Below are 22,946 nucleotides of genomic sequence, written 5' to 3' on the forward strand. Positions count from 1 at the left end.
ATCGGAGTTGATCATGCCCGACGAGAGCCCGCTGAGCCTCGGTACCAAGGCCGCCAGGAATCTGGCGACGACCACGAAGACCCCGCCCCAGATGCAGGAGATCACCTCCAGGCACCTGCTCAAGGTGCTGCCCTGGGTCGAGGCCATCGGCGGCGCCTACCGGGTCAACCGGCGGCTCACCTACCAGCTGGGCGACGGCCGGGTGACCTTCACCAACACCGGCGCCCAGGTCAGGGTCATCCCCGCCGAGCTGTCCGAGCTGCCCCCGCTGCGCGGCTACGACGACGCCGACGTGCTGGCCAGGCTGGCCACGCTGTTCGTGCAGCGCGAGTACGGCCCCGACGAGGTCATCGTCGAGGCGGGGTCACCCGTGAACGAGGTCATCCTGGTGGCCCACGGCAAGGTCAGCAAGATCGGCGAGGGCGCGTACGGCAAGCAGGCCTCGCTCGGCGTGCTGGCCGATGGCGACCATCTGGGCGATCAGGCGCTCGGCGGCCCCGAGGGCAACTGGGACTACACCGTCAGGACCGTCACCCCGGTCACCGTGCTGGTGCTCTCCAGGGCCCAGTACGGCGAGCTCATCGACCAGGTCGAGAGCCTGCGGACGCACGTCGCGGGAGCCGCGGCGGACGACCCGGAGATCGCGCTGGCCTCCGGCCACACCGGAGAGCCGACGCTGCCCGGTACGTTCGTGGACTACGAGCTGGCCCCGCGCGAGTACGAGCTGAGCGTCGCCCAGACCATCCTGCGCGTGCACACCCGCGTCGCCGACCTGTACAACGAGCCGATGAACCAGACGCAGCAGCAGCTGCGGCTGACCATCGAGGCGCTGCGCGAGCGCCAGGAGCACGAGATGGTCAACAACACCGACTTCGGCCTGCTCCACAACGCCGACCTCAAGCAGCGCATCCACACCCGCACGGGCCCGCCCACCCCCGACGACCTGGACGACCTGCTGGCCCAGGTGTGGAAGGAGCCGTCGGTCATCCTGGCCCACCCCAAGGCCATCGCCGCCTTCGCCCACGAGTGCAGCGCCCGCGGCGTCTACCCGCAGAGCGCGGAGGTCAACGGCCAGCACGTGCCCGCCTGGCGCGGCGTGCCGATGCTGCCGTGCAACAAGATCCCCGTCAGTGACAAGGGCGTCAGCTCGATCATGGCCATGCGCACGGGCGAGCACAACCAGGGCGTCGTCGGGCTCTTCCGCACCGGGCTGGTGGACGAGTACGAGCCCGGCCTGTCCGTGCGCTTCATGGGCATCAACGAGAAGGCGATCGTCTCCTACCTGGTCACCACGTACTACTCGGCCGCCGTCCTGGTGCCCGACGCGCTCGCCATCCTGGAGAGCGTCGAGGTCGCCTGACCCGGGGACAGAGCGATGATCGCGGCCCGAACCGGAGGGTGGGTCATGGCCCGATCATCGCTCGCCCGTCCTCAGGGCAGGATCACCGCGCGTCCGCGGACCGCCCCCTCGTGGAGCCGCTCGTAGGCCAGCGGCGCCTGGTCGAGGGGGTAGGTCTCGGTGTGCACGGAGATCGCCCCGGCCCGCGCCAGGTCGAGCACCTCGATCAGCTCGCTCCTGCTTCCCCAGTACGGTGCCCGGACCGACACCTCGTGCGCCAGCGTGCCGAACCCGACCCCGAGGCTTCCGCCGCCCAGGCCGACGACCACCACGTCGCCCTCGGCCGCGGCGCACGCGCCCGCCAGGGTCACGGTCGACTGGGCGCCCACGAAGTCGAAGACCGCCTCGGCGCCCCTGCCGTCCGTCAGCCTCCGCACCGCCTGGGCGGACTGCTCGTCCGACGGGATCGCCTCGTGCGCGCCGACCTCGCTCGCCAGCGCCAGCTTGTCCTCGCTGACGTCCAGCGCGATCACCCGGGCCGGCGACAGGGCGCGCAGCAGCTGGACGGCCAGGTGCCCGAGCCCGCCCGCGCCGATGACGACGGCCGTCGAACCCGGCACGAGCTTGGGCAGCGAGCCCTTGATCGCGTGGTACGGGGTCAGGCCCGCGTCGGTCAGCGGAACGGCGTGCACCGGGTCGAGCCCGTCCAGCGGCACCAGGTGCCGGTCGCTGTCGACGAGCAGGTACTCGGCCATGGCGCCCGGCCCGCCCAGCCCCGGCGACATGATCCCGAGCTCCCCGGCGTACAGGCAGTAGTTCTCCTTGCCCACGGCGCACTTGGGGCAGCGGCCGCACCCCCACGCGCCGTAGACGGCGACCGCCTCGCCCACGCGCACGCCCGTCACCCCGTCGCCGACCTCGGCGACGGTGCCGGCGCCCTCGTGGCCGAGCGTCATCGGCAGCGGGAACGGGAACTGCTCGGCGGGCCAGCCCATGATCGTGATGTCCGAATGGCACACACCGGCCGCGGTCACCCGCAGCAGCACCTGCCCCGGGCCGGGCTCCGGCCGGGGGATGTCGACGACCTCGGGCGCCCTGCCCGATGCCCGAAACTGGACGGCCTTCATGAGCCCAGTATTGCCGAACAAGATTCTCGAATGCCATTCTGAATTTATGGCCCTCGACAAGGACGCCGTCCGCCGCAAGTACGCCGAGGAGCGCGCCAAGCGCCTCCGCCCCGACGGCAACGACCAGTACCTGCGCCCGACCGGGCGGCTGGCGCACTACCTGGACGACCCCCACACGCCCAGGGCCGAGCGGGAGCCCAAGACCGACCACGTGACGGTCGCCTTCGTCGGCGGCGGCTTCGCCGGTCTGCTGACCGGGGCACGGCTGAAGGAGGCGGGCATCCACGACGTGCGCATCGTCGAGAAGGGCGGCGACTTCGGCGGCACCTGGTACTGGAACCGCTACCCCGGCGCGCAGTGCGACACCGCCTCGTTCGTGTACATGCCGCTCCTGGAGGAGACCGGCCACATGCCGAGCGAGAAGTACGCGCACGGCCCGGAGATCCTCGAGCACTGCCAGCGCATCGGCAAGCAGTACGGCCTGTACGACAACGCCCTGTTCCACACCGAGGTCCAGAGCCTGGAATGGGACGACGGCCGCTCCCGCTGGATCGTGCGCACCGACCGCGGCGACGCCTTCACGGCCCAGTTCGTCGCCATGGGCATCGGGCCGCTGCACGTGCCCAAGCTGCCGGGGATCCCGGGCATCGAGACCTTCGGCGGGCACTCCTTCCACACCAGCCGCTGGGACTACGCCTACACCGGGGGAGACCCCTCGGGGGCGCCGCTCGACCGGCTCGGGGACAAGCGGGTGGGCATCATCGGCACGGGGGCGACAGCCGTACAGTGCGTGCCTCACCTGGCGCGCGTGTGCGAGAAGCTGTACGTCTTCCAGCGGACCCCCTCCTCGGTCGACGTGCGCGACAACCGGCCGACCGATCCGGAGTGGTTCGCCCTGATCGCCACGCCGGGCTGGCAGCGGCGCTGGCTGGAGAACTTCACCGCCAACCAGGCCGGCGGCGCGGCCACCGAGGACCTGGTGATGGACGGGTGGACCGACATCGCCAGCCGCGTCCGCGAGCGGATCGGCGCGCTGGCCCCTGAGGAGCGGACCCTCGTCAGGATGCTGGCGGCCTTCGAGGACTCCGACTTCGAGAAGATGGAGGAGATCCGCGCCCGCGTCGACGCCGTCGTCGAGGACCCGGAGACCGCGCGGCGGCTGAAGGCCTGGTACCGGCAGCTGTGCAAGCGGCCGTGCTTCCACGACGAGTACCTGCAGGCCTACAACCTGCCCGCGGCGCACCTGGTCGACACCGACGGCAAGGGCGTGGAGCGGATCACCGAGACCGGGGTCGTGGTGGCGGGCGTGGAGTACGAGGTCGACTGCCTCATCTACGCCTCCGGTTTCGAGGTCGGCACGGACTACACCCGGCGCGCCGGATACGACCTGACCGGGCGCGACGGCGTCACGCTCTCCGCGGACTGGGCCGAGGGCATGCGCACTCTGCACGGCATCCACACCCGCGGCTTCCCCAACGCCTTCTTCGTGCAGCCCTTCCAGGGCGCGAACCTGATCTCGAACATCCCGCACAACCTGACCGAGGCGGGCAGGACGATCGCCGTGATCGTCAAGCACGCCCTGGCCCAGGGGTACCGCGAGGTCGAGGTCAGCGAGCAGGCCCAGCGGGCGTGGATGGACCTGCTGCTCACCAACCGGGGCGGGCTGCTCGGCTCGCAGGAGTGCACGCCCGGCTACTACAACAACGAGGGCCAGGACGCCGGGCTGCGCGCCTGGGTCAACGTGGGCTATCCGGAGGGCGCGATGGCCTACTTCGCCTACATCGACGGGTGGCGGTCGTCCGGGGACTTCGACGGGCTCGAGTTCCGCCGCTAGCGGTCGTCGGTCGCCGGCGCGGTCCACAGGTAGGTGACCGTGACCCAGTCGTTGCCGGTCATGCCGAGGTCGCGCAGGAACACGCGGTCGGCCAGGTCGATGCCGGCCGGGTTCAGCACCTTGCGCGAGCGCTCGTCCTTGCCCTTGTTGTAGCCGTCGGCGTAGGCGGCCTGCGCCTGGGGCGTGCCCTGCGGCAGGTCCTGCCACATCTCGCGGGTGGCGGGCGGGTTCCAGTAGTCGTCGCGGATGTTCCACGGGCCGACGTCCCACACCGGGGCCCTTGCGCAGCGATTTGTCCGCGAATAGCAGATTTCGACGACGTAGTCGTTTGTTTTGTCGTCGGAATTCAGCCCTCGGCGGGAAGGCAGCGACGCGAACCTGTCCCTGCGGCGGATCACGTGGCCGTTGGCCGTGTGCTCGCCCACGAGCCCGATGCGGGTGGCGTAAACGCGGGCGCTGAACGGTTCGGGGTTCGCCTGCCGTTCCGGGCGCGGATCGGGGCCTCCCCGCGGGGAAACGTACAGCGAGACGACCGCCGGTTTGCCGGCGTGATCCTTGGCGGAAAAGGTGATTCTCGCCTGGACCGACCGGATGTATTCCGGAAGCTGGACCACGGCCGAGTCGGAGGTCGCCGCGCGCCATTCCGTCCAGTGGCCGGATACCGACAGTCCGCGCAGCTCCAGCAGGGCTCCTGTTCCCGTGGGCCTGGTAGCCGACGCCGTGGCGCGGATTCTCATGGCGGGAAACGGTGTCGGCGTCGGCGGGCTGACGTAGAAGCCCTGTGCGGAGGGCGTCCCGGACAGCGTGAGGCCGCCGGGTGTGTGCTCGACGTTGTACTGGGCGGTTTCGTGAGATGTCAGGTCTATGGGCAGCCTGTGCTCTGCCGTACCGGCTGTCGCAGGGAAAGCGAGGGCTGCTGCGGTGAATATGTGAATGACTCTCTTTGTCCCCCCGAAAGAACGCATCATAGGGCGACTCGTACCCACGATCGCCCGTTAATATTAAAGCGGCATTTGCGGATATTTGCCGCATGAAAAAGCGCCTGGACGTGGAAGTCCAGGCGCATGTCTCATGGGCGGACGCGCGCGGCGCCCGACGGGCGGCACCAGCGCATCGGGAGTCTGCGTTCGCGTCCGACCGGGGTCAGCGGGTGCCGGTCAGGCTGGTCAGCGCGGCGGTGGGGTCGGCTGCCTTGCCGAGGGCACCCCGCAACGCGGGGGTGCCCTCGACGAGCGGGGCGATCTCGTCGAAGGCGCGCATCGACCGACGGCTCTCGGGCGTGCCCAGCGCGGGGGCGAGCTCGGTCGACAGGACCTCCGGCATCGCCGATCTGGTGGCCTCCAGCGATCCGCCCAGGGTGTTCTCGGCCGACACGGCGCGGGCAGCGTTCGCCAGCGTATGGGTCACGCCGCCCAGCTGGCCGGTGGTGGTCGCCAGGCGGTCGTAGGCCTGGCCCGCGGTGTTCGCGGTCACGCCCTGGAGCTGGGGAGCGTGCGCGGCCCTGCCGGCGCGGCCGGAGACCGCGCTGAACATGCCGGGCACGGGCTCCTCGTCCTCCCGCACCCCCACGACCTGGCGGCCGTCGAGCAGGGAGAAGGTGAACGGAGCGGTGGTGGCCTGCGTGATCGGCGTGCCGGGCAGCGTCTGCACGCCCGCCATGCCGGCGACGTCGGAAACCGGCAGGCCGTTGCGCAGGTCGTTCTGCGGCAGGATCTGCGCGGTCCCGTCCAGCGACTGGGCGGCCTTGTCGAAGGTGCGCAGGGTCCCGTCCAGCGGGTCCTTGCCCTCGGTCATCTGGTTGAAGGGCGTGGCCACCGACATCAGCGGGCTCTGGCCCTGGCTGAGGAGCGCGCCACCGGTGTCTGAGGTGCCGAGCAACTGGCTGAGCGGGTCCGTCGCGTTCGCGGGGCCAGGCTTCGCCAGCACGGGACCGGCCAGCGCGGCGGCCAGGCCCAGTGATACGACAGCGATGGCGGACGACTTGATGAGACGATTCATGATTGCCTTTCCGGCGGATCGATCGCAGCCGTCGAATTGAGCGTCGCGCTGCGAAACGAAAACTTCCGAAAGCCGCGACGCACGCGCTGTGGGCACCACACCTGGCACGGGTCACGACCGAGCTACTGAGGCTTTTGTATCACCGGACGAGAGCCCTGAACGCTGCCCGTAAAACTCCAAGGGCGCTGGTTTTGAAAATGATTACGATTCGGCACTTCAACAATGCGGCTCGAATCGAAAGAAGGACTAAGGTGGAAATTTCCCGGGTGACGGCGGTCATTCCGGCGTACACCGTGGATCCGGTCATCGACCGATAATCCCGTGGGCCCGACGGGGCGAGCACCCGCCGCTTTCCGGATGAACCACCCATCGCCCTACATCGAGCCTGTCGAGCGACTTGTCTGGACTTCTCGCTCAGGTGGCGTATGCACTCTTTTTCGGGCCGACAAAGCGCAGAAACCAACGCAAGGTGCCAGCGAGACCGCGACGGCCATCAATTGCGCGTGGATCAACGGCGAAAAATTTGCCTGCATCTGAACGTGACTCGGCGCCCGCGTGCGCGTTCGTGGGCATTCGACTGCGTAACATCGAGGCGATCTTGGTGTGCTCGGGAATGGAAATCGGCTGACCCCTGAAAAGCATCCGCTCCCCGAGTAATCGCCGACTACCCGAGACCCGCCTCATCAGGCTGTCAAAACGACTGGAGGCAAGATGGCCGCATCGGTTGGCACGAGTGATCCGACCGTTGGTGCGCTGGACGGCGAGGCTCAGGTCGCTGCCGCCCGTCCGGTCAGTGGCCCCCATCGGCTCGTGCCCACCGTCCTGCGCCTGCTGGGAGTGTCCGCCTGCATGGTCGCGGCGATGACGATCTGGGGTTCGCCCGACGTCGACGTCGTCGTCGCCACGCTGGCCGCCCTGGTCGCGTACGGCTTCTCGGGCGCCGGGCGGCCCGGGCTGACGATCTGGGCCGCCGCGTCCAGGCACCTGTGCGTCGGTCTGATCAGCCTGGCGGCCGAGGCCACCGTGATGGGGCGGCCGGTCGACGGTGACACGTGGCTGGCCGCGGGCGCCACCTACGCGCTGCTGGCCTGCCTGGCCATGGGCCTGCTCCGCGCCGCCACCGGGCGGGGCAGGCGCAGGGCCGTCATCGCCGGCTCGAGCGAGCACGGACGGCGGCTGGCGCGAGAGCTGTTCGACCACCCCCAATACCGCATCGTGCCCGTCGGGTTCGCCGGCGACTCGGCCGGGGCGTGCGCGCGGGCGATCCGGCGCTCGCACGCCGACCTGGTCATCCTGGCCGGCCGGCTGCCCGCCTCCCGCTCGTGGCTGGAGCAGGTCGCCGGCACCGGGTGCCGGATCCTGTACGCGCCCGTCCCCGGGGACCCCATCCTGGACTTCGTCCCCGTCGAGCGGCACATCAGGGGGTTCCCGCTGCTCGCCCTCACGCCGCCCGCGCAGCGCCGGCCGTACTGGGGGATCAAGAGGGTGCTCGACGTGGCGGTCGCGCTGTCGGCGCTGGTGCTCGCCGCGCCTGTGCTGGCGCTGTGCCTGCTGGGCGCGCGCCTGGAGGGCGGTCCCGGCGTGCTCTTCCGCCAGCGCCGCATCGGCCAGGACGGCAGGAGCTTCGAGCTGCTCAAGATCCGCACGCTGACCGCGACCACCGCGCACGACGCCGCGACGCAGTGGAAGGTCGGGCGAGGCCGCTTCACCGGGCCGGTGGGGGAGTTCCTCCGCAAGACGTCGCTGGACGAGCTGCCGCAACTGTGGAACGTCCTCAAGGGCGACATGAGCATCGTGGGGCCGCGTCCGGAACGACCCTTCTTCGTGCACCAGTTCTCGCAGAAGGTCGCGCACTACGACCGCAGGCACCGGCTGCCGGTCGGGATCACCGGCTGGGCGCAGGTCCACGGCCTGCGCGGCGACACCTCCATCGAGGACCGGGCGCGCTTCGACAACCACTACATCGAGACGTGGTCCATCGGCCTCGACCTCAAGATCATCATCAGGACGATCGTCTGCGTGCTGCGGCTCGGGGGCGCGTAGTGGGGCCCGTCACCATCCCCGCCTCCCGCCTGCCGTCCGACACCCTGGTGCCGGCGGCCCGCCCGCCCCGGGCGCGGCTGCTGCGTCCCAGCCTGCTGGCGGCGCTCACCGCCGTGGTCAGCTGCGTCCCGCAGCAGCGCGCGGACGCCGGCGCGGCCTTCCAGGTCAGCTACGCCGACCTGGCGGGCGTGGCCCTGGTGACCGCCGCCTGCCTCGGCGCCGTCCTGCACCGCCGGCGGATCTCACCGCGCGTCCTGGTGCTCCTCCCGCCGGCGCTCGCGGTGTGCGCCGCGACGCTCGCCTCCACCGACATCGTCGCGGGCCTGCCGGGCCTGGTGCGGTTCCTCGAGATCTTCTTCCTGGTCCCGCTCGCCGTGGTGCTGGCGGTCCGCGACGAGTTCGACCGCAGGCTGGTGCTCGGTTCCCTGGTCACGGCGGCGCTCGTGCAGGCGGTCGTCGGATGGTGGCAGACGCTGTCCGGCAGCGGGGCCTCCTACGCGGGCGAGCGCATCCGCGCCGTCGGCACGTTCGGCGCGCTCGACGTCATGGGCATGGCCACCGTCGTCAGCTACGGGACGATCATCGCGGGGGCGGTGGCGCTGACCACGCGCGGCAGGAGCCGCGCCGCCGCCGTCGCGGTGCTGGCCGTCCTGCTGCCCGCGCTGGTGTTCTCGCTGAGCCGCGGCACCTGGCTGGCGTGCGCGGTGGCCGTGGCGCTGATGGTGGCACTCGCCGGCAGGCGGGCCCTGCTGCGCGCGGCCGTCGTCGGCACCTGCGCCGTCGTGCTGCTCGCGGGCACCGTGCCGGGCTCCGACACCCTCACCGACCGCCTGTCGTCCATCACCGACGCCGCCACCCAGCCCGACCAGTCCGTCACCGACCGGTACGGCCTGTGGCAGGCGGCCACCGGCATGTGGAGCGACCACCCGCTGCTCGGCGTGGGCCCGCGGGGATTCGTGATCCACCGCGACGGCTACGCGCCGCTGCAGGTGTCGGCCAGCAGCGACACTGAAGACCCGGTCAACGGCTTCCAGCGTGAGGAACTGCGCTCCCCGCACAACATGTACCTGCTCGTGCTGAGCGAGCAGGGCCTGCTCGGCATCACCGCCTTCTGCCTGCTGTGCGGGGCGCTCATCGTGTGGTCGATCCGCGCGCTGCGCACCGGCCGCACCCCGGCCGGCCTGGTCGCGGCCGGCTTCCTGGGCTGGCAGCTGACCGACTTCCTCTACTCCGACATCGGCGGGACCCCCACCGTGGTCATGTCGGTCATGCTGGGCGCGGTCCTGTCCTGGGCGATCTCCGGGGGCAGGGACCTGATCCGATGAGCGCAGCACCTGTCGCGGCGGGCACCCGACGCCTCATGTGGGCCGCGAGCCTGACGATGATCCTGACGGCGCTCGGATCCATGTTCGGCTTCGGCAGGGACCTCCTGGTCGCGGGCATGTTCGGGGCCAGCGCGAGCACCGACGCGTTCATGGTGGCCTGGACCGTCCCCGAGACGGCGGCGCCGCTGCTCATCGAGGGCGCGCTGTCGTACCTGCTGATCCCCGCCTTCAGCCGCCGGCTCGAGGAGGGCAGGCCGATCCGCGAGGTCGTCTGGGGCGCGCTGCCCCGGTCGCTGACGGCGTTCCTGCTGCTGACCGTGGTCACCGCGCTCGGGGCGCCGCTGATCGTCGAGCTGATGGCGCCGGGGATGGCCGACCACGCGCTGGCCACCCGGTGCACCCAGATCACCTCGATCACCGTGGCCGCCTTCGGGCTGGCCGGCTACCTGGGCGCGGCGCTGCGCACCCGGCAGGTGTTCGGCCCGCCCGCGGCCATCTACCTGGCCTACAACGCCACCATCATCACGTTCATCGCGCTGGGCCGCGACAGCCTCGGGATCACCGCGGTCGCCTGGGGCGTGGCGGCGGGCGGCATCCTCATGGTGCTGGTCCAGGCGCCGGCCGTGCTGCGGTACATCGGCGCGCCCATGCGCCCGGCGACCACCACGGCCATCTCGCTCGGCGCATTCGTCCCCATCGCCTCGTTCACGCTCCTGCGCCAGGCGCAGATCTTCATCGAGCGGTTCGTCGGATCCTCGCTCCCCGCGGGGGCGATCTCCTATCTCAACTACGCCCAGAAGATCGCTCAGGTGCCGATGGTGGTCTCGCTCATCATCGCCACCGTGTCGTTCCCCGCGCTGGCCCGCAGCATCGCCGCGCGGGACCACCAGGCGGCCCAGCGGCACGTGGTCGCCGACATCGTCGTGGCGGGCAGCCTGGTGCTGGTCTCGACGGTCTTCCTCGTCGTCTTCGCCCCCGAGGTGGTGCGCCTGCTGCTCGAGCACGGCGCGTTCACCGCCACCGACACCGAGGCCACCGCCTGGACGATGCGGCTGTACGCGCCGGGGCTGCTCGGCCAGGTCGTCGTCGGCGCGCTGTGCCGGGTGTACTTCTGCGGCGACCGGCCCTCCTGGTACCCGGCGCTGGCCATGGGCGCCTGCCTGGTCGTGACGGGCGCGCTCGCGCCGGTGCTGGCCGAGCCGCTCGGGACCGGGGGCATCGCGCTGGCCAACGCGGCCGGCATCAGCCTGGGCGCGGTGCTCCTGCTGGTCCGGCTCGGGCCGCCGCTGCTCGTGCTCCCCAGGTGGCCGGTGACGCTGACACTCGGGAGGCTGACGCTGGCCGCCGGAGCCGCGGCCGTGATCGCGGCGCTGGCGCAGCCCTGGCTCGCCCGCCTTCCCCTGGTGCTCACCGTGAGCTGCGGGGGCCTCACCGTGATCGCGGCGTTCGCCGTCGCGATCGTCATCACCGGCGGACGGCGCGATCTCTCGGTCGCGCTCCGGAAGAAGGGCGGGATCCGATGACCGCGTGGGTGCTGATGTACCACTCCGTCGGCGACGTGTCCGACGATCCTTACCGGATCACCGTGTCTCCGCGGCGCTTCACCGTACAGCTGGCCTGGCTGGCGCGGCGGGGGCTGCGCGGGGTCTCCGTGCGCGAGCTGCGGGCGGCGCGGGCGGCGGGAAGGGCGCGCGGGCTGGTCGGGCTGACCTTCGACGACGGCTACGCGGACTTCGTGACGCAGGCGCTGCCGGTGCTGATGCGCCACGGGTTCACCGCGACCGTGTTCGTCGTGGCGGACCGCGTCGGGATGTCCAACGCCTGGGATCCCGAGGGGCCGCGCAAGGCGCTGATGACCGCCGCGGAGCTGCGGTGGGTCGTCGGCCAGGGCATGGAGGTCGGCTCGCACACCATGACCCACCTGTCGCTCACGGGCGCGCCGTCCGACCAGGTCGACGTCGAGCTCAAGGCCAGCAGGGTCGCCCTGGAGGAACTGCTCGACCGGGAGGTGACCGGGTTCGCCTACCCCTACGGGCACGTCGACGAGCAGGCGATGGAGCTGGTCAGGCGCGCCGGGTACGGCTACGCGTGCGCCATCGCCCCGCCGCGCGCCGACGCCTACGCCATGCCCCGCACCTACATCGGCCGGCAGGACGGCCGGCTGCGGCTGCGCGCCAAGCACGCCCGCCACCTGTGGGCCTGGGGGCGCGGCAGATGAAGGTCCTGCACGTGATCACCGGGCTGGCCTCCGGAGGAGCGGAACGGCAGCTGCGCGACCTGGTGGCCCTTCGCGGCCTGCCCACCGAGGTCGCGGTGCTCACCAACCCCGGGGTGGTGGCGCGGGAGATCAGGGCCGCCGGGACACGGGTCCACGAGCTGGGCATGCGCGGCAACCGCGACGTGCGCGCGGTCGGGTCGCTGGCCCGCCTGGTGCGCGCGGGCGGCTACGACGTGGTCCACACGCACCTGTTCAGAGCCGGCCTGTACGGTCGCCTGGCCGCCCGCCTGGCAGGCGTGCCCGCGATCGTGGCCACCGAGCACTCCATCGGCGAGCACCACATCGAGGGACGCGCCATCACCAAGCCGATCAGGCTGCTGGCTCGCGGCGGCGAACGGCTCGGACACGTCACCGTCGCGGTGTCGTCCGCCGCGGCCCGCCGGCTGCGGTCGTGGGGCGTGCCCGCCTCCCGCATCGAGATCATCCCGAACGGCCTGGACCACGCGGCCTTCGCCTTCGACCCGGTGGCCAGGAAGGAGACGCGGGCGGAGCTCGGCATCCCGCAGGACGCGGTCGTGGTCGGGGGTGTGGGCAGGCTGGCGCGGGGCAAGCGGTTCGACGTCCTGGTCGAAGCCGTGGCAGGGCTCCCCGAGGTGGTCCTGCTGCTGGCCGGCGACGGCCCGGCCCGCGCCGACCTGGCCGCGCTCGCCCGCGAGGCGGGGGCCGGGCGGCGGGTGGTGTTCGCAGGAGAGTCGAGCAGGATCCCCGCGCTGCTGTCGGCCATGGACGTGTTCGCCGCTCCGTCCCAGGAGGAGACGTTCGGGCTCGCTGTGCTCGAGGCGCTGGCCGCCGGGCTGCCCGCCGTCTACGCCGCCTGCCCGGCGCTGGACGAGCTGCCCGCCGGGTTCGACACCCCGGCCGCGCGGCGGACGCCGTCGACGCCGCACGACTTCCGCAAGGCCGTTCAAGCGTTGATCAAAACCGCGCCAACGAGGTTCCCGGTTCCGGCAGCTGTTCGGCATTACGACATCAAGCACCATGTCGCCCGGATCGAGGCGCTGTACACCCGAGTTCACCAGCACACGTCCCGCCCGAAGAGGGAGCAGTGATGAACCACGTCAGGAGAATCGTCGTCCTGATCAGGAGATGGTGGCTTCAGGTAGGCGCGCTCCTGCTCGGCGCTCTGGCCGGGTTGATCTTCTCGGCGCTGAGGGAGCCCGTCTACACGGCCGAGGCGTACGTGGTCGCCGTCGCCGACGACAAGGCCAACATCGAGCAGGCCACGAACTTCGCCCAGGCCTACGCCAGGATCGTCACCCAGCCCGCGATCCTCGGCGCGCAGAACTTCGACGTGCTCCAGCGGGCGATCCGCGTCGCCTCGTCCCCGGACGCCCCGATGATCCTCCTGTCGGCCACGGGCCCGCAGCCCGGCCTCGCCTCCGTCCAGGCCAACGAGGTCGCCCAGGCGCTCATCTCCTACGCCAACTCGCACGCCGACGACACCGGCGTCCGCCTGGCGAGCCTGTCGGCCGCCTCGCCGCCCACGGAGCCCTCGTCGTCGAGCCTGGCGCTCAACCTGGCCGTCGGCTGCGCGGCGGGCGCGCTGCTCGGCGGGCTCGGCTACCTCGTCTCGCCCGTCCTGCCCGCCCGCCGTACCCGGTGCCGTTGCGGGGCCACCGCCCGCGAGTACCCCGACGAGAGCGCGCCCAAGCAGCGAGTCCAGGCATGAGGACGTCCACTCCTAGCCTCCAGGCCGCGGTGGTCACCGACCCCGGCGAATGGCCGCGACTCCAACGGGACTGGGACGATCTGTACGCCAGGTGCGCCACCGCCACGCCGTTCCAGTCCCATGCCTGGCTGGGGTCCTGGTGGCAGGAGTACGGCAGGCCGGGCGACCTGACGACGCTGCTGGTACGGCGGGCCGACCGGCTCGTGGCCGCCGTGCCGCTGATGCGCAGGCGGCGATGGGGATGCCGGGTGCTGGCGCCGATCGCGACGGCGCACTCCGACTACACCGACATCCTGCTCGACGAGAGTGCCGGCGAGCAGGTCCTGGAGGCGGTCGCCGACGGCCTGGCGCGGCTGCCGGGCTGGGACGTGATCGACTTCCCCGAGGTGCGGCCTGGCTCCGCCGCCGACCTCCTGCACGAGTGGTGGGCGGGACGCAACTGGTACGTGCCCGCCTCGTCCTGCCTGATCATGGCGGCCATGCCGCTGGAGGAGCACGTGGCGCGCATCGGCGGGCGCGCGGCGGGCAAGCTGCGCCGCTCCCTGCGCAAGATCGAGGAGATGCGGGTCACGGCGACGCCCGTCACGGCCGACGGAGTGCCTGCCGCCGTCCACGAGCTGCTGCGGCTGCACCGCCTGCAGTGGAGGGGGCGCGGCATCAACAAGGACCATCTCAAGCCGCAGTTCCGCCGCCACCTCATCCACTCCGCCAAGGACCTCATCCCGGCCGGGCAGGCGGCGCTCACCGAGTTCCGCGTCGGCGGGGAACTGGTCGCCTCCAACTTCTCGCTCGTCGGCAAGGACTTCGCCGGCGGCTACCTCTACGGCGCCGATCCGCGGCTGCGCACCAGCATCGACGTGTTCGCCCTGGTGCTCGGGCACTGCCTGCGGGAGACGACCGAGCGCGGCCTCGCGACGCTGAGCATGCTGCGCGGGGACGAGCCGCACAAGGCCAAGTGGGGAGCCGTGGTCGTCGACAACCACCGGCTGATCCTCGGCCGCACCCGGCGGGCAGCACTCTACGCCGGGGCCGCCAGCGGCCGCGTGGGCGCGGCGGCGATGGCCAAGCACCGCTTCCCGAGCCTGGCCGAAGCGATCCGTTCCCGTCACTGAAGGGATGCCGCCGTGACGAGCGTGCTCCACGTGGCCCAGCCCACCGACGGCGGCGTGGCGGGCTACGTCGTGGCCGCCGCCACCGACCAGATGCGGCGCGGCTGGCACGTGACCGTGGCCGCCCCCGCGGAAGGCCCACTGCGCGAACGGCTGGCCGAGGCCGGCATCGGCCACCTGGCCTGGCAGGCCCGCCGTTCCCCCGGACCGTCGTCCCTGGCCGAGGCCAGAGCGCTCGGCCGCCTGGTCAGGCGGCTCGACCCGGACGTCGTCCACCTGCACTCCGCCAAGGCGGGACTGGCGGGGCGGCTGGCCCTGCGCGGGCGGTGGCCGACCATCTTCCAGCCGCACGGCTGGTCGTGGCTGCCCTGCCGCGGCGCCATGGAACGCGTGGTGACGGCCTGGGAACGGGCCGCGACGTCCTTCACCGACGCCCTGGTCTGCGTGGGCGAGGGCGAGGCCGAGCTCGGCCGTTCCCGCGGCCTGCGCGGCAACCTCGTCGTCATCCGCAACGGCATCGACCTGGAGCGTTTCCCGCCCGTCGGCCTGGAGGGCAGGACGCGCGCCCGCCGCGACCTGGGCCTGGCCGAGGACGTGCCGCTGGTGCTGTGTCCGGGCAGGGTGACGCATCAGAAGGGGCAGGACATCCTGCTGGACACGTGGCCGCGCGTGACGGCGCGGTGCCCGCGGGCGCTGCTGGCGATCGTCGGGGACGGCGAGCTCGCGGACGCGCTGCGGGAACGCGCCCCCGCAGGAGTCCGCTTCGTGGGCGCGACGCGGGACCCGCGGCCCTGGTACGCCGCCTGCGACGTCGTGGTCCTGCCGTCCCGCTGGGAAGGGCTGCCGCTGACCGCGCTCGAGGCGCTGGCCTGCGGCCGGCCGGTGGTCGCCTTCGACGTCCCAGGCCTGGCGGAGGTCCTGTCCTGGGACGTCGGCGAGCTGGTGACCTTCGGCGATGAGCGGGCCCTGGCCGAGGCCGTCTCCCTGCGGCTGCGCCATCCGATGATCGCCTGGAACGAGGGGTTGTCGGCCGCCGTCCGCGCCAAGCTCTTCGACGCCCGGCTGACCTTCGACCGGCTGGCCGAGCTGACCCTGGCTACCGGTAGGCCCCGCCCTTCGTAGCCGTCGTGCTGGGCGGCGGCAGCGTCGTGGGACTCGGGCGCTGCAGGTCAGCCGGGGCCGGGGCGGGGGTGGGCAACTGCTGAGCGGGCGCACTGGGCGTGGCTGCCGGAGCCCACGCCTTCGTCCACCGCACCCGGGGAACCGACACCCTCGGCACCTTCACGGAAGGGGTTGGCACAGCGGGCGTCGGCCCCGCGGGCGTCGACGCGATGGGTGTCGACACCGTGGGCGTCGGCTCTGTGGGGGTGGGGGTGGGCGTGGGCGTGGGCACCGTGGGGGTGGTGGACACGTCCGCGGGCGGCTTGATCGGGGGCGCGCTCGGCACGGAGGGCGTCGGCGTCGGATCGTTGAGCTTGAGCTCCCTGCGGTAGGCGAGCGAGGACTGCGGGTTGTCCGTGCACTCCCACACGCCGTGCGGGCAGTAGTCGGTGATCGACTGGTAGGCGACGTTGTGGCTGTCGATCCACTCGAGCATGTCCCGCACGTACTTGGGCCGGTCGCCGTTGCGGAACAGCCCCCACTCGGGGAACGACAGCTGCTTGCCGTGCGCCGCGGCGAAATCGGCGTGATACTGCAGTCCGTAAGGCTCGGAGATGTAGCCGGCGAAGGTGCCCGAGGGCGGCTGGTCGTAGCTGTCCAGGCCGATGATGTCGACCACGTCGTCACCCGGATAGCAATCGGACCAGGGAATGGCGTCCACACCACGGTTGGCGGTGAAGTCGAAGCGGAAGTGCTGCCCGGGCACCGACCTCATGGTGGTCACGATCCGTCGCCAGTACTCCTTCCACGCGGCTGGGTCCGGTGCGCACCGGCTCGAGTAGGTCGTGCCGTTCATCTCCCAGCCGAGCGAGAGGATCGAATCCGACGCTCCCGTGGCCACGAGCCTGTCGGCCAGGTGCCGGAAGGTGAGGTCGTAGGCGCCCGTGGCCCCGGCCCTCAGCCGGGCGGACACCTCCGTGTCGGAAAGGCCGCCCTCGTTCGGCACCACCATCGGGACGTTGATGGCCAGGACGCGATCCGGCTTGGCGGCACGCCACGCCGACCACGGCTCCAGGATGAAATCGGGTCCGCGCAACGCGCTCCAGGTGTCGCCCGGCAGATACGTCCTGCCGACCGTCACCTCCCGGCCGAGCCACTGCTCGAAGTCGGGAATGCGCTCGACTCCCTGCGCATCGGAGCCCAGGAAGACACCCAGTGCCGCCGTGGGATGGGGAACGGTGTAGGTCCGCAGCAAGGGCTCCGTCCCACCGGCCGGCCACTGGGTGGCGACCACCACCAGCAGTGTCCCGGCGATCAGGACGGAGCACACACGCAGCTGCGGATGCCTCCGCTGACCCATCCAACACCTCCAAAATCAGGCGACATGCCCATCGTCGGCCTCTATTCCCACTCAAGCCATATCAAGAACATTAGCCAGCGAAAGAGAATGCGCTTGATGGGTCTTATGTCGCATTCGATGCGGAGTTTGTCGCTATATATGCCGATGAAGGTCGAGAGAGTTTAAAGAAATTAATAAGGACAAACAACGGAGTCATGAAATTAGGCCCCATCGAGCCTGTGATAGGAACTATCCGTGAGCAGCGAGCCCCGTGACACCGGCAGAAAGAGCGTCGATGACGTACTCCCTGTCGACACGCGTGTCCCCGCCCTGCTCATAAGAATGGACAGAAATCCATTCCATCACGGCACGCTCGCCGCCATCCGCTCGCTGGGAAGGCTGGGTGTGTCCGTGCACGCCGTTCTGGACGGCGAACGCGTTCCCGTCGCGCGGTCGAAATACCTCGCCGGCTGCGCCGCCTGGGACCAGGCGCACGACGACCAGGAGGCGTTCGTGCGCACGCTGCTCGCCGCGGCGGAGCGCATCGGGCGGCCCGCCGTACTGCTGGCCATGGACGACATCAGCGCGATCAACATCGCCTGCAACGCCCACCGGCTGGCGCCGGCGTTCCTGCTGCCCGAGCAGGCCAGTGAGCTGCCCGGACGGCTGGCCGACAAGCGGGCGCTCGCCACGATCTGCGCCGAGCTGGGCGTATCCCATCCGGACACCGTGGTCGCCAAGAGCGGCGCGGACGTGAAGAGCGCCGTTGGCGACTACGGGTTCCCCATGGTCGCCAAGTGGGCGCGGCCGTGGACGGCGCCGAAGGACGCGCGGCTGCGCAGCACCGCGCTCGTCCACTCGGCCGAGCACATGGCCGGCATCTACGAGCAGGCCGCGCGGATGGGGCGGGAGCTGCTGCTGCAGCGCTATATCCCGCCCTCGCCGCACGCCGACTGGTTCTTCCACGGCTACTTCATGGACGACTCCACCTGCGCGTTCGGGGGCACGGGCAGGAAGGACCGGGCCTATCCGCCCACGGCCGGGCTCACCACGCTGGGCCGCTGGCTGCCCAACGCGCGGATCGCGGAGACGGCCACGACGATGGCCGCGTCCCTGCGCTACGCCGGGATCGTCGACATGGACTTCCGGTACTGCCGGCGCAGCGACCGGTTCTACCTGCTCGACTTCAATCCCAGGATCGGGGCGCAGTTCGGGCTGTTCCGCGACTCCAACGACCTGGACGTCGTCAGGTCCGCCTACCTGAACCTGACGGGCCAGCCGCACGCGCCGTGCGTGCCCGTCTACGGCAGGACGTACCTGGTGGAGAACTACGACCTGCTCAGGAAGTTCAGGAAGCGTCCTGACGGTGCCCGTCCCGCGCGCGGCTGGCTCCACTCCCTGGGGAGCGCCAGCGAGCTCGCCTGGTACTCCGGAGACGATCTCAAGCCCTTTCTCGGCATGGTGAAGCACACGCTGCTCCGCACGGTGCGATTTCACCGGCCGTAATTCGTATATTGCCGGTTTTCCTTTCTAGGTATGGAGCGCGATGCTTACTCACACCCTCGATGTGGCCGTCGTCGGCGCGGGTCCCTACGGGCTCTCCGTCGCGGCCTACGCGCAGGCCGAGGGGCTGGACGTCCGGGTGTTCGGCCGGCCCATGAACGCGTGGGACCGGCACATGCCGGTGGGCATGAAGCTCAAGTCCGAGCCCGCCGCCTCCCACCTCGCCGATCCGGCCAGGGCCTACACGCTGGAGGCCTACTGCGGGCTGTACGGCCTGGAGTACGCCTACGGGTCGCCGGTCCCCGTGCGGCGGTTCGTGGAGTACGGGCGGTGGTTCCAGGAGATGACCAGCCGTGACACCACGGTGGACGCGGAGGTCACCGAGGTCCGCTCCGAGGGCGGGGGCTTCGTCCTGACGCTGAACACGGGCGAGCAGGTGCGGGCCAGGACCGTGGTCCTCGCCCTGGGCTTCCTGCCCTTCGCCCGCGTGCCCGCCTCGCTGACGGCGCTGCCCGCCTCGCTGCTCGCGCACAGCTGCCAGGTCAACGACCTGAGCGACTACGCGGGCATGCGGGTGGCCGTCATCGGCGCGGGCCAGTCGGCGCTGGAGACGGCCTGCCTGCTGAAGGAGGCCGGCGCCCAGCCCCAGGTGATCGCGCGGGGCAAGCAACTGCGCTGGAACACGGTCCCGGTGGCCCGCCGGAGCCTGCTGTCCCGCCTGCGGGCCCCGGATTCCGGGCTGGGCACCGGATGGCGCTCCTGGCTGTGGGCGAAGGCGCCGAGCCTGATCCCGTTCCTGCCCTCGTCCTACCGCCGGCACATCGTGCGCACCACGCTCGGCCCCGCGGGCGCCTGGTGGCTGCGGGAGCGGCTGGAGGGCGTCGACGTGCTCCTGCGCGCGAAGCTGCTGCACGCCACCACGCGTGACGGCGGAGCCGAGCTGACGGTGAAGTCGCGCGGGCACAAGGAGACGATCCAGGTCGACGCCGTCATCGCCGCGACCGGGTACACCGTCGACGTCCGCAGGCTCAAGCTCCTGGAGCCCTCCGTGCGCGCGGCCGTAAGGCACGTCGCCTGGGCGCCGCTGCTGACCAGGGAGTTCGAGTCCACGGTCCCCGGCCTGTTCATGGTCGGCCTGGCCTCGGCCCCCACCTTCGGCCCTGTGATGCGCTTCGTGCTCGGCGCGCGCTTCGCCGCGCGCACCGTCACGCCCGCACTGGTGCGTGCCGCCAGGCAGCGCGGAAGAGACGGCCGTTCTCCCCAGACGGTGCTCTCGGGCACGAACGAACGCTGACCCGCGACACCGAACGGCCTCGCCGGTATGGCGGGGCCGTTTCCCTGCCCGGAGCACCCCGGGGCAATCCCGGCCAATTCCTCCATGCTGCTGAAACGTCAAGAGGATTTTGATCTTTATGCGGTACGTCTTCCTGGAGGAGATGGTCGCGATTGTGCAGTATTTGAAAGTCAGCGCGCGTGCCGGTGCTGACGCCAGCGCAGCGAGGCGTCATGGGCGAGCACGGCCGAATACGCGCGCTGGTGCAGATTTTCCTTTTCTGTGCTCATTCTGTAGAGGACGCCGCGGGCTCGCGCCCTGAGGAGACCTCGGAAATAGACGACCTGTGCCATGGATGGAGCGGCATCGATGTTGCCAAACTCGCAGTTGACGCGTGGAATAGTCGCGCTCGCATTCACGGCGACGATGATAGCGAGCTTCACGGCCATTCCCGAGGCGCTTGCCGCGGGCCGCGGAGCAGCATCGGAGAGCCGCGGCGGGGCACCTGAATGGACCATGACGAATTCGTCCGCACGGGCCCGCAGCGTGACCCCGAGCGGGGTCGTGATGACCGTCGAGAAAACGCTGCACGGGCCTACCACGGTTTCGCGCGCGGACACCGTAAAGGCTAATCCCGCCGCCCCGCCCGACGAATACCTCATCCCGGAGAACGCCAAGGCGGCGCCCGCGGTCAGCGACCTCTACGAGAACTTCAACGTCCGCCCCAACGGCTGGACGGACATCGTGACGCTGACGTTCACCTTCTCCCGGCCCGTGCGCAACCCGCGCCTGCACATCGCCGGGACGGGCGGCTCTGCCGGCTACGAGGGGGACAGGGAGGACTACTGGAGCGGGCTGCGACTGTCGGGCGGCGAGCCGTCGACGCCTACCTTCTCCAAGGTCGCCGGGTTCCCCGGCTTCGAGGTGACCGACAGCGAGATCGTCCCGGCCGATGTCATACCGGGCTTGGAGCCCACCTGCGGCGTCATCTACATGTGCGGGACCGCGCAGGTCAACGGCACTCTCACGTCGTTCTCCGTGGATCTCAGGGCCAGGAACGTGCGCCTGACGGGACCCGCGGGAGACCCGTTCATGTGGGGTGTCTTCCGCGTGACGCTGGAGGAGGACGACTCGGACGCGCCAGGCTCCTACGGGGCCGCCTCCCACGCCGTCTCCGACCTGCGGATCGGGGACGCGGTCACGGCCGACAACCAGCAGACCGTGAGCTTCGCGCCCCGCCGCACCGACGGAAGCGACAACGGGGAGCCCGCGCAGTGGCTGCGCGATGACGCCTTCCAGCGAGTGACTCCGGGCAGGAGGATCCGCCTGCGGGTCCCGGTGGACAGCCCCTCGGCCGCGACGCTCGCGGGCTGGGTCGACTTCGACCGCGACGGCCACTTCGACCGCGGTGAACTGGCCCGGACAGGCGTCGGGGAGCGCGACAGAGGTGCCGCGCTGACCTGGGACGTCCCGCGCGGCGCGCGCTCGGGGCAGACGTGGCTGCGCCTGCGCCTGGCCCACGACGCACGGCAGGTGACGCAGCCGAAGGGCTGGGCGGCGACGGGTGAGGTCGAGGACCACCAGATCGCGCTGGATGTCCGGAACGCACCGAAGCGCGCGTATCGCCACCGTCATTACCGCAAGCTCTAACTTCGCGGCTTCTGTCGCATTTGCCGGGGAGAAATCATCCAATAAATCCGAACGAAATGGACATTTCTCCGCCCTTCGGGCCTTAACCTTTCCAGGTTTTATGAAGCCCCGAGGAATGCCAAGGAATCCATGAAGCTCTTTGACTTTAGCCAGGCCGTACTCGGTGGAATTACTTCGCGTGGCGCGGCAAGGTAGACATGCATCGCGCGGCTGTCGAATTCATCGGCCGGCGAGGCGCCAAAGATTCCACTCGTACAATGGAGGAAGTAAAAATGCTTCGCAGCATTGCTATCGCTGCCCTCGCCGCGGGGGCTTTCCTGACGGCGTCGTCGACCGCGGCTTCCGCGGCCACCTGGCAGACCGACGGCGAGAACAGCAGCACCAACTGCACCTCGTCCCTCGTCTGCCCGTTCCTGAACCACGCACTGAACGGCAACAACGTCAACGTCCTCGGCGTCCAGGTGACGGACGTCAACCTGAACCTGCTGACCAACGGCACCAACCTCACGGACGTCGAGGAGACGGACTGAATTCCGCGAGACGCGGGTCCTTCCGTCAGCTTCCGCCCATCGCTGATGCCGGCCGGAAGTTGACGGAAGGGTCGTGACGAGGGGGGGTTCACCCCGCCGTCATGCTGTTGACGCATTCTGCCTCTGGGCTGGCTCTCTACTCCCGTAGAGCCGGCCCGGAGGCAGTTTTCATGTCCGGGTCTGAATTTCCTCTGAATTGAGTACGGGCGCCGGCCGCACTATTCCCATGAACGTCTTGCGCTTGATGGATTCCACCCTGACCTTCGCGCCCGTGAATGGCGCGACCACCATGTCGGTGGCAGTGGTCGCGATACCGACGTGATCGGGTCCCTTGCGTTTCGGTTTTGTGTCGAAGAAAACCAGGTCGCCCGGCTGAATTTCTTTGCGCCGAATGCGCGGGCCCGCTCGCCATTGCGTGTACGAGGTGGTGCCGATGTGCAGCCCGGCCCGTGCCCACGCGTATTCGGTCAGCCCCGAGCAGTCGAATCCCACGGTCTTGCGGCCGTGCCCGATGCCGTGGCTGGGCCCGTCAGGGCCGCCTCCGCCCCACGAATAGGGAGTGCCCAGCATGGTCAGTGCGGCGTTCGCGGCGACGCGGCCGCGAGCCATCGCCGTGGTCAGTGACCAGGTCCTGGGCGCGCACCAGCGCGTGCCGTAGTGCACGGGATCGGCGCTCGCGGCGGTTGTGACGGGCACCTTGCCGCCGCACTGCGGGGTGTCCACGTCGGGTAGCGGCGAGCCGTTGAGGTAGGCGGCCAGGACCGCTCCGAGTGGAAGCACATGGATCATGTCGCCTGCCAGGTCCGTTGTCCGAGATGGTCGCGCAGA

General features: G+C 70.6%; 20 protein-coding genes. 14 read left to right on the plus strand and 6 right to left on the minus strand.

All coding sequences use genetic code 11. The features are described from left to right. Positions 1–13: 13 nt before the first annotated feature. Positions 14–1,360: a family 2B encapsulin nanocompartment shell protein gene (locus tag KIK09_RS21995; RefSeq protein ID WP_214321152.1), complete on the plus strand. Its 1,347-nt coding sequence runs from the start codon at positions 14–16 to the stop codon at positions 1,358–1,360. Between the two features lie 71 nt (positions 1,361–1,431). On the opposite strand, the gene KIK09_RS22000 is transcribed toward KIK09_RS21995, so the two are convergent. Further along, positions 1,432–2,466 carry an NAD(P)-dependent alcohol dehydrogenase gene (locus tag KIK09_RS22000; protein ID WP_214321153.1) on the minus strand — a complete coding sequence of 345 codons (1,035 nt, stop codon included), beginning with the start codon at positions 2,464–2,466 and terminating at the stop codon, positions 1,432–1,434. Positions 2,467–2,512: 46 nt separating this feature from the next. Between KIK09_RS22000 and KIK09_RS22005 the strand changes: the two genes are divergently transcribed. Further along, a complete protein-coding gene (locus tag KIK09_RS22005) occupies positions 2,513–4,300 on the plus strand; it encodes a flavin-containing monooxygenase (protein ID WP_214321154.1) in 1,788 nt (595 codons plus the stop codon). Here KIK09_RS22005 and KIK09_RS22010 read toward each other — a convergent pair. Both KIK09_RS22010 and KIK09_RS22015 read right to left on the minus strand, forming a co-directional pair. Beyond that, positions 4,297–5,037, minus strand: a complete 741-nt coding sequence (locus KIK09_RS22010) for a DUF8814 domain-containing protein (RefSeq protein ID WP_214321155.1) — start codon at positions 5,035–5,037, stop codon at positions 4,297–4,299. The two genes, KIK09_RS22005 and KIK09_RS22010, sit on opposite strands and share 4 nt — an antisense overlap. Before the next feature lie 406 nt (positions 5,038–5,443). Then, positions 5,444–6,298, minus strand: a complete 855-nt coding sequence (locus tag KIK09_RS22015) for a hypothetical protein (protein ID WP_214321156.1) — start codon at positions 6,296–6,298, stop codon at positions 5,444–5,446. Positions 6,299–7,108: 810 nt separating this feature from the next. On the opposite strand from KIK09_RS22015, the gene KIK09_RS22020 reads away from it, so the two are divergent. The 8 genes from KIK09_RS22020 to KIK09_RS60090 are packed head-to-tail and all read left to right on the plus strand — an operon-like array spanning position 7,109 to position 15,844. Next, complete coding sequence (locus tag KIK09_RS22020) at positions 7,109–8,341, plus strand: sugar transferase (RefSeq protein WP_308164230.1); 1,233 nt, start codon at positions 7,109–7,111, stop codon at positions 8,339–8,341. Next, a complete protein-coding gene (locus tag KIK09_RS60085; RefSeq protein WP_214321158.1) occupies positions 8,341–9,666 on the plus strand; it encodes an O-antigen ligase family protein in 1,326 nt (441 codons plus the stop codon). The genes KIK09_RS22020 and KIK09_RS60085 overlap by 1 nt, the downstream gene beginning before the upstream one ends. Beyond that, entirely contained in the window at positions 9,663–11,189 is a 1,527-nt protein-coding gene (locus KIK09_RS22030; protein WP_214321159.1) for a lipid II flippase MurJ, read from the plus strand. Before KIK09_RS60085 ends, KIK09_RS22030 begins: the two co-directional genes overlap by 4 nt. Continuing rightward, positions 11,186–11,884 carry a polysaccharide deacetylase family protein gene (locus KIK09_RS22035; protein WP_214321160.1) on the plus strand — a complete coding sequence of 233 codons (699 nt, stop codon included), beginning with the start codon at positions 11,186–11,188 and terminating at the stop codon, positions 11,882–11,884. Before KIK09_RS22030 ends, KIK09_RS22035 begins: the two co-directional genes overlap by 4 nt. Then, entirely contained in the window at positions 11,881–12,993 is a 1,113-nt protein-coding gene (locus KIK09_RS22040; RefSeq protein ID WP_214321161.1) for a glycosyltransferase, read from the plus strand. Before KIK09_RS22035 ends, KIK09_RS22040 begins: the two co-directional genes overlap by 4 nt. Continuing rightward, on the plus strand, positions 12,993–13,613 hold the full coding sequence (locus KIK09_RS22045) for a Wzz/FepE/Etk N-terminal domain-containing protein (RefSeq protein ID WP_214321162.1): 621 nt from the start codon (positions 12,993–12,995) through the stop codon (positions 13,611–13,613). Before KIK09_RS22040 ends, KIK09_RS22045 begins: the two co-directional genes overlap by 1 nt. Beyond that, the gene (locus tag KIK09_RS22050; protein WP_214321163.1) at positions 13,610–14,725 is read left to right on the plus strand and encodes a GNAT family N-acetyltransferase; all 1,116 of its coding nucleotides are present in this window, start codon (positions 13,610–13,612) and stop codon (positions 14,723–14,725) included. Before KIK09_RS22045 ends, KIK09_RS22050 begins: the two co-directional genes overlap by 4 nt. A 12-nt stretch (positions 14,726–14,737) precedes the next feature. Beyond that, on the plus strand, positions 14,738–15,844 hold the full coding sequence (locus tag KIK09_RS60090) for a glycosyltransferase (RefSeq protein WP_214321164.1): 1,107 nt from the start codon (positions 14,738–14,740) through the stop codon (positions 15,842–15,844). Here KIK09_RS60090 and KIK09_RS22060 read toward each other — a convergent pair. Next, positions 15,819–17,183 (minus strand): glycoside hydrolase family 26 protein, encoded by a 1,365-nt coding sequence (locus KIK09_RS22060; RefSeq protein WP_214321165.1) that lies wholly within the window; start codon positions 17,181–17,183, stop codon positions 15,819–15,821. The two genes, KIK09_RS60090 and KIK09_RS22060, sit on opposite strands and share 26 nt — an antisense overlap. Before the next feature lie 321 nt (positions 17,184–17,504). Between KIK09_RS22060 and KIK09_RS22065 the strand changes: the two genes are divergently transcribed. Together KIK09_RS22065 and KIK09_RS22070 are read left to right on the plus strand one after the other, a co-directional pair. Then, complete coding sequence (locus tag KIK09_RS22065) at positions 17,505–18,668, plus strand: carboxylate--amine ligase (protein ID WP_214321166.1); 1,164 nt, start codon at positions 17,505–17,507, stop codon at positions 18,666–18,668. 40 nt (positions 18,669–18,708) lie between these two features. Continuing rightward, on the plus strand, positions 18,709–19,959 hold the full coding sequence (locus tag KIK09_RS22070) for an NAD(P)-binding domain-containing protein (protein WP_214321167.1): 1,251 nt from the start codon (positions 18,709–18,711) through the stop codon (positions 19,957–19,959). 170 nt (positions 19,960–20,129) lie between these two features. Here KIK09_RS22070 and KIK09_RS22075 read toward each other — a convergent pair whose 3' ends face one another. After that, the gene (locus KIK09_RS22075) at positions 20,130–20,381 is read right to left on the minus strand and encodes a hypothetical protein (protein WP_214321168.1); all 252 of its coding nucleotides are present in this window, start codon (positions 20,379–20,381) and stop codon (positions 20,130–20,132) included. A 124-nt stretch (positions 20,382–20,505) separates the two neighbouring features. Here KIK09_RS22075 and KIK09_RS22080 point away from each other — a divergent pair, with 124 nt between their 5' ends. Beyond that, entirely contained in the window at positions 20,506–21,588 is a 1,083-nt protein-coding gene (locus KIK09_RS22080) for a GEVED domain-containing protein (protein WP_214321169.1), read from the plus strand. Positions 21,589–21,860: 272 nt separating this feature from the next. Then, the gene (locus KIK09_RS22085) at positions 21,861–22,118 is read left to right on the plus strand and encodes a hypothetical protein (RefSeq protein WP_214321170.1); all 258 of its coding nucleotides are present in this window, start codon (positions 21,861–21,863) and stop codon (positions 22,116–22,118) included. 168 nt (positions 22,119–22,286) lie between these two features. Here the strand turns inward: KIK09_RS22085 and KIK09_RS22090 are convergent, their stop codons facing one another. Then, positions 22,287–22,907 (minus strand): C40 family peptidase, encoded by a 621-nt coding sequence (locus KIK09_RS22090; RefSeq protein WP_214321171.1) that lies wholly within the window; start codon positions 22,905–22,907, stop codon positions 22,287–22,289. Positions 22,908–22,946: the final 39 nt, after the last annotated feature.

The sequence above is a fragment of the Nonomuraea sediminis genome, from assembly GCF_018531495.1.
GTDB lineage: Bacteria > Actinomycetota > Actinomycetes > Streptosporangiales > Streptosporangiaceae > Nonomuraea > Nonomuraea sediminis.

Excerpts from the sequence above, each read along its gene's own strand:
- KIK09_RS21995 (WP_214321152.1), top strand. The coding sequence starts at position 14 with ATGCCCGACGAGAGCCCGCTGAGCCTCGGTACCAAGGCCGCCAGGAAT.
- KIK09_RS22000 (WP_214321153.1), bottom strand. The coding sequence starts at position 2,466 with ATGAAGGCCGTCCAGTTTCGGGCATCGGGCAGGGCGCCCGAGGTCGTC.
- KIK09_RS22005 (WP_214321154.1), top strand. The coding sequence starts at position 2,513 with ATGGCCCTCGACAAGGACGCCGTCCGCCGCAAGTACGCCGAGGAGCGC.
- KIK09_RS22010 (WP_214321155.1), bottom strand. The coding sequence starts at position 5,037 with ATGAGAATCCGCGCCACGGCGTCGGCTACCAGGCCCACGGGAACAGGA.
- KIK09_RS22015 (WP_214321156.1), bottom strand. The coding sequence starts at position 6,298 with ATGAATCGTCTCATCAAGTCGTCCGCCATCGCTGTCGTATCACTGGGC.
- KIK09_RS22030 (WP_214321159.1), top strand. The coding sequence starts at position 9,663 with ATGAGCGCAGCACCTGTCGCGGCGGGCACCCGACGCCTCATGTGGGCC.
- KIK09_RS22035 (WP_214321160.1), top strand. The coding sequence starts at position 11,186 with ATGACCGCGTGGGTGCTGATGTACCACTCCGTCGGCGACGTGTCCGAC.
- KIK09_RS22040 (WP_214321161.1), top strand. The coding sequence starts at position 11,881 with ATGAAGGTCCTGCACGTGATCACCGGGCTGGCCTCCGGAGGAGCGGAA.
- KIK09_RS22045 (WP_214321162.1), top strand. The coding sequence starts at position 12,993 with ATGAACCACGTCAGGAGAATCGTCGTCCTGATCAGGAGATGGTGGCTT.
- KIK09_RS22050 (WP_214321163.1), top strand. The coding sequence starts at position 13,610 with ATGAGGACGTCCACTCCTAGCCTCCAGGCCGCGGTGGTCACCGACCCC.
- KIK09_RS22060 (WP_214321165.1), bottom strand. The coding sequence starts at position 17,183 with ATGGGTCAGCGGAGGCATCCGCAGCTGCGTGTGTGCTCCGTCCTGATC.
- KIK09_RS22065 (WP_214321166.1), top strand. The coding sequence starts at position 17,505 with ATGGACAGAAATCCATTCCATCACGGCACGCTCGCCGCCATCCGCTCG.
- KIK09_RS22070 (WP_214321167.1), top strand. The coding sequence starts at position 18,709 with ATGCTTACTCACACCCTCGATGTGGCCGTCGTCGGCGCGGGTCCCTAC.
- KIK09_RS22080 (WP_214321169.1), top strand. The coding sequence starts at position 20,506 with ATGACCGTCGAGAAAACGCTGCACGGGCCTACCACGGTTTCGCGCGCG.
- KIK09_RS22085 (WP_214321170.1), top strand. The coding sequence starts at position 21,861 with ATGCTTCGCAGCATTGCTATCGCTGCCCTCGCCGCGGGGGCTTTCCTG.
- KIK09_RS22090 (WP_214321171.1), bottom strand. The coding sequence starts at position 22,907 with ATGATCCATGTGCTTCCACTCGGAGCGGTCCTGGCCGCCTACCTCAAC.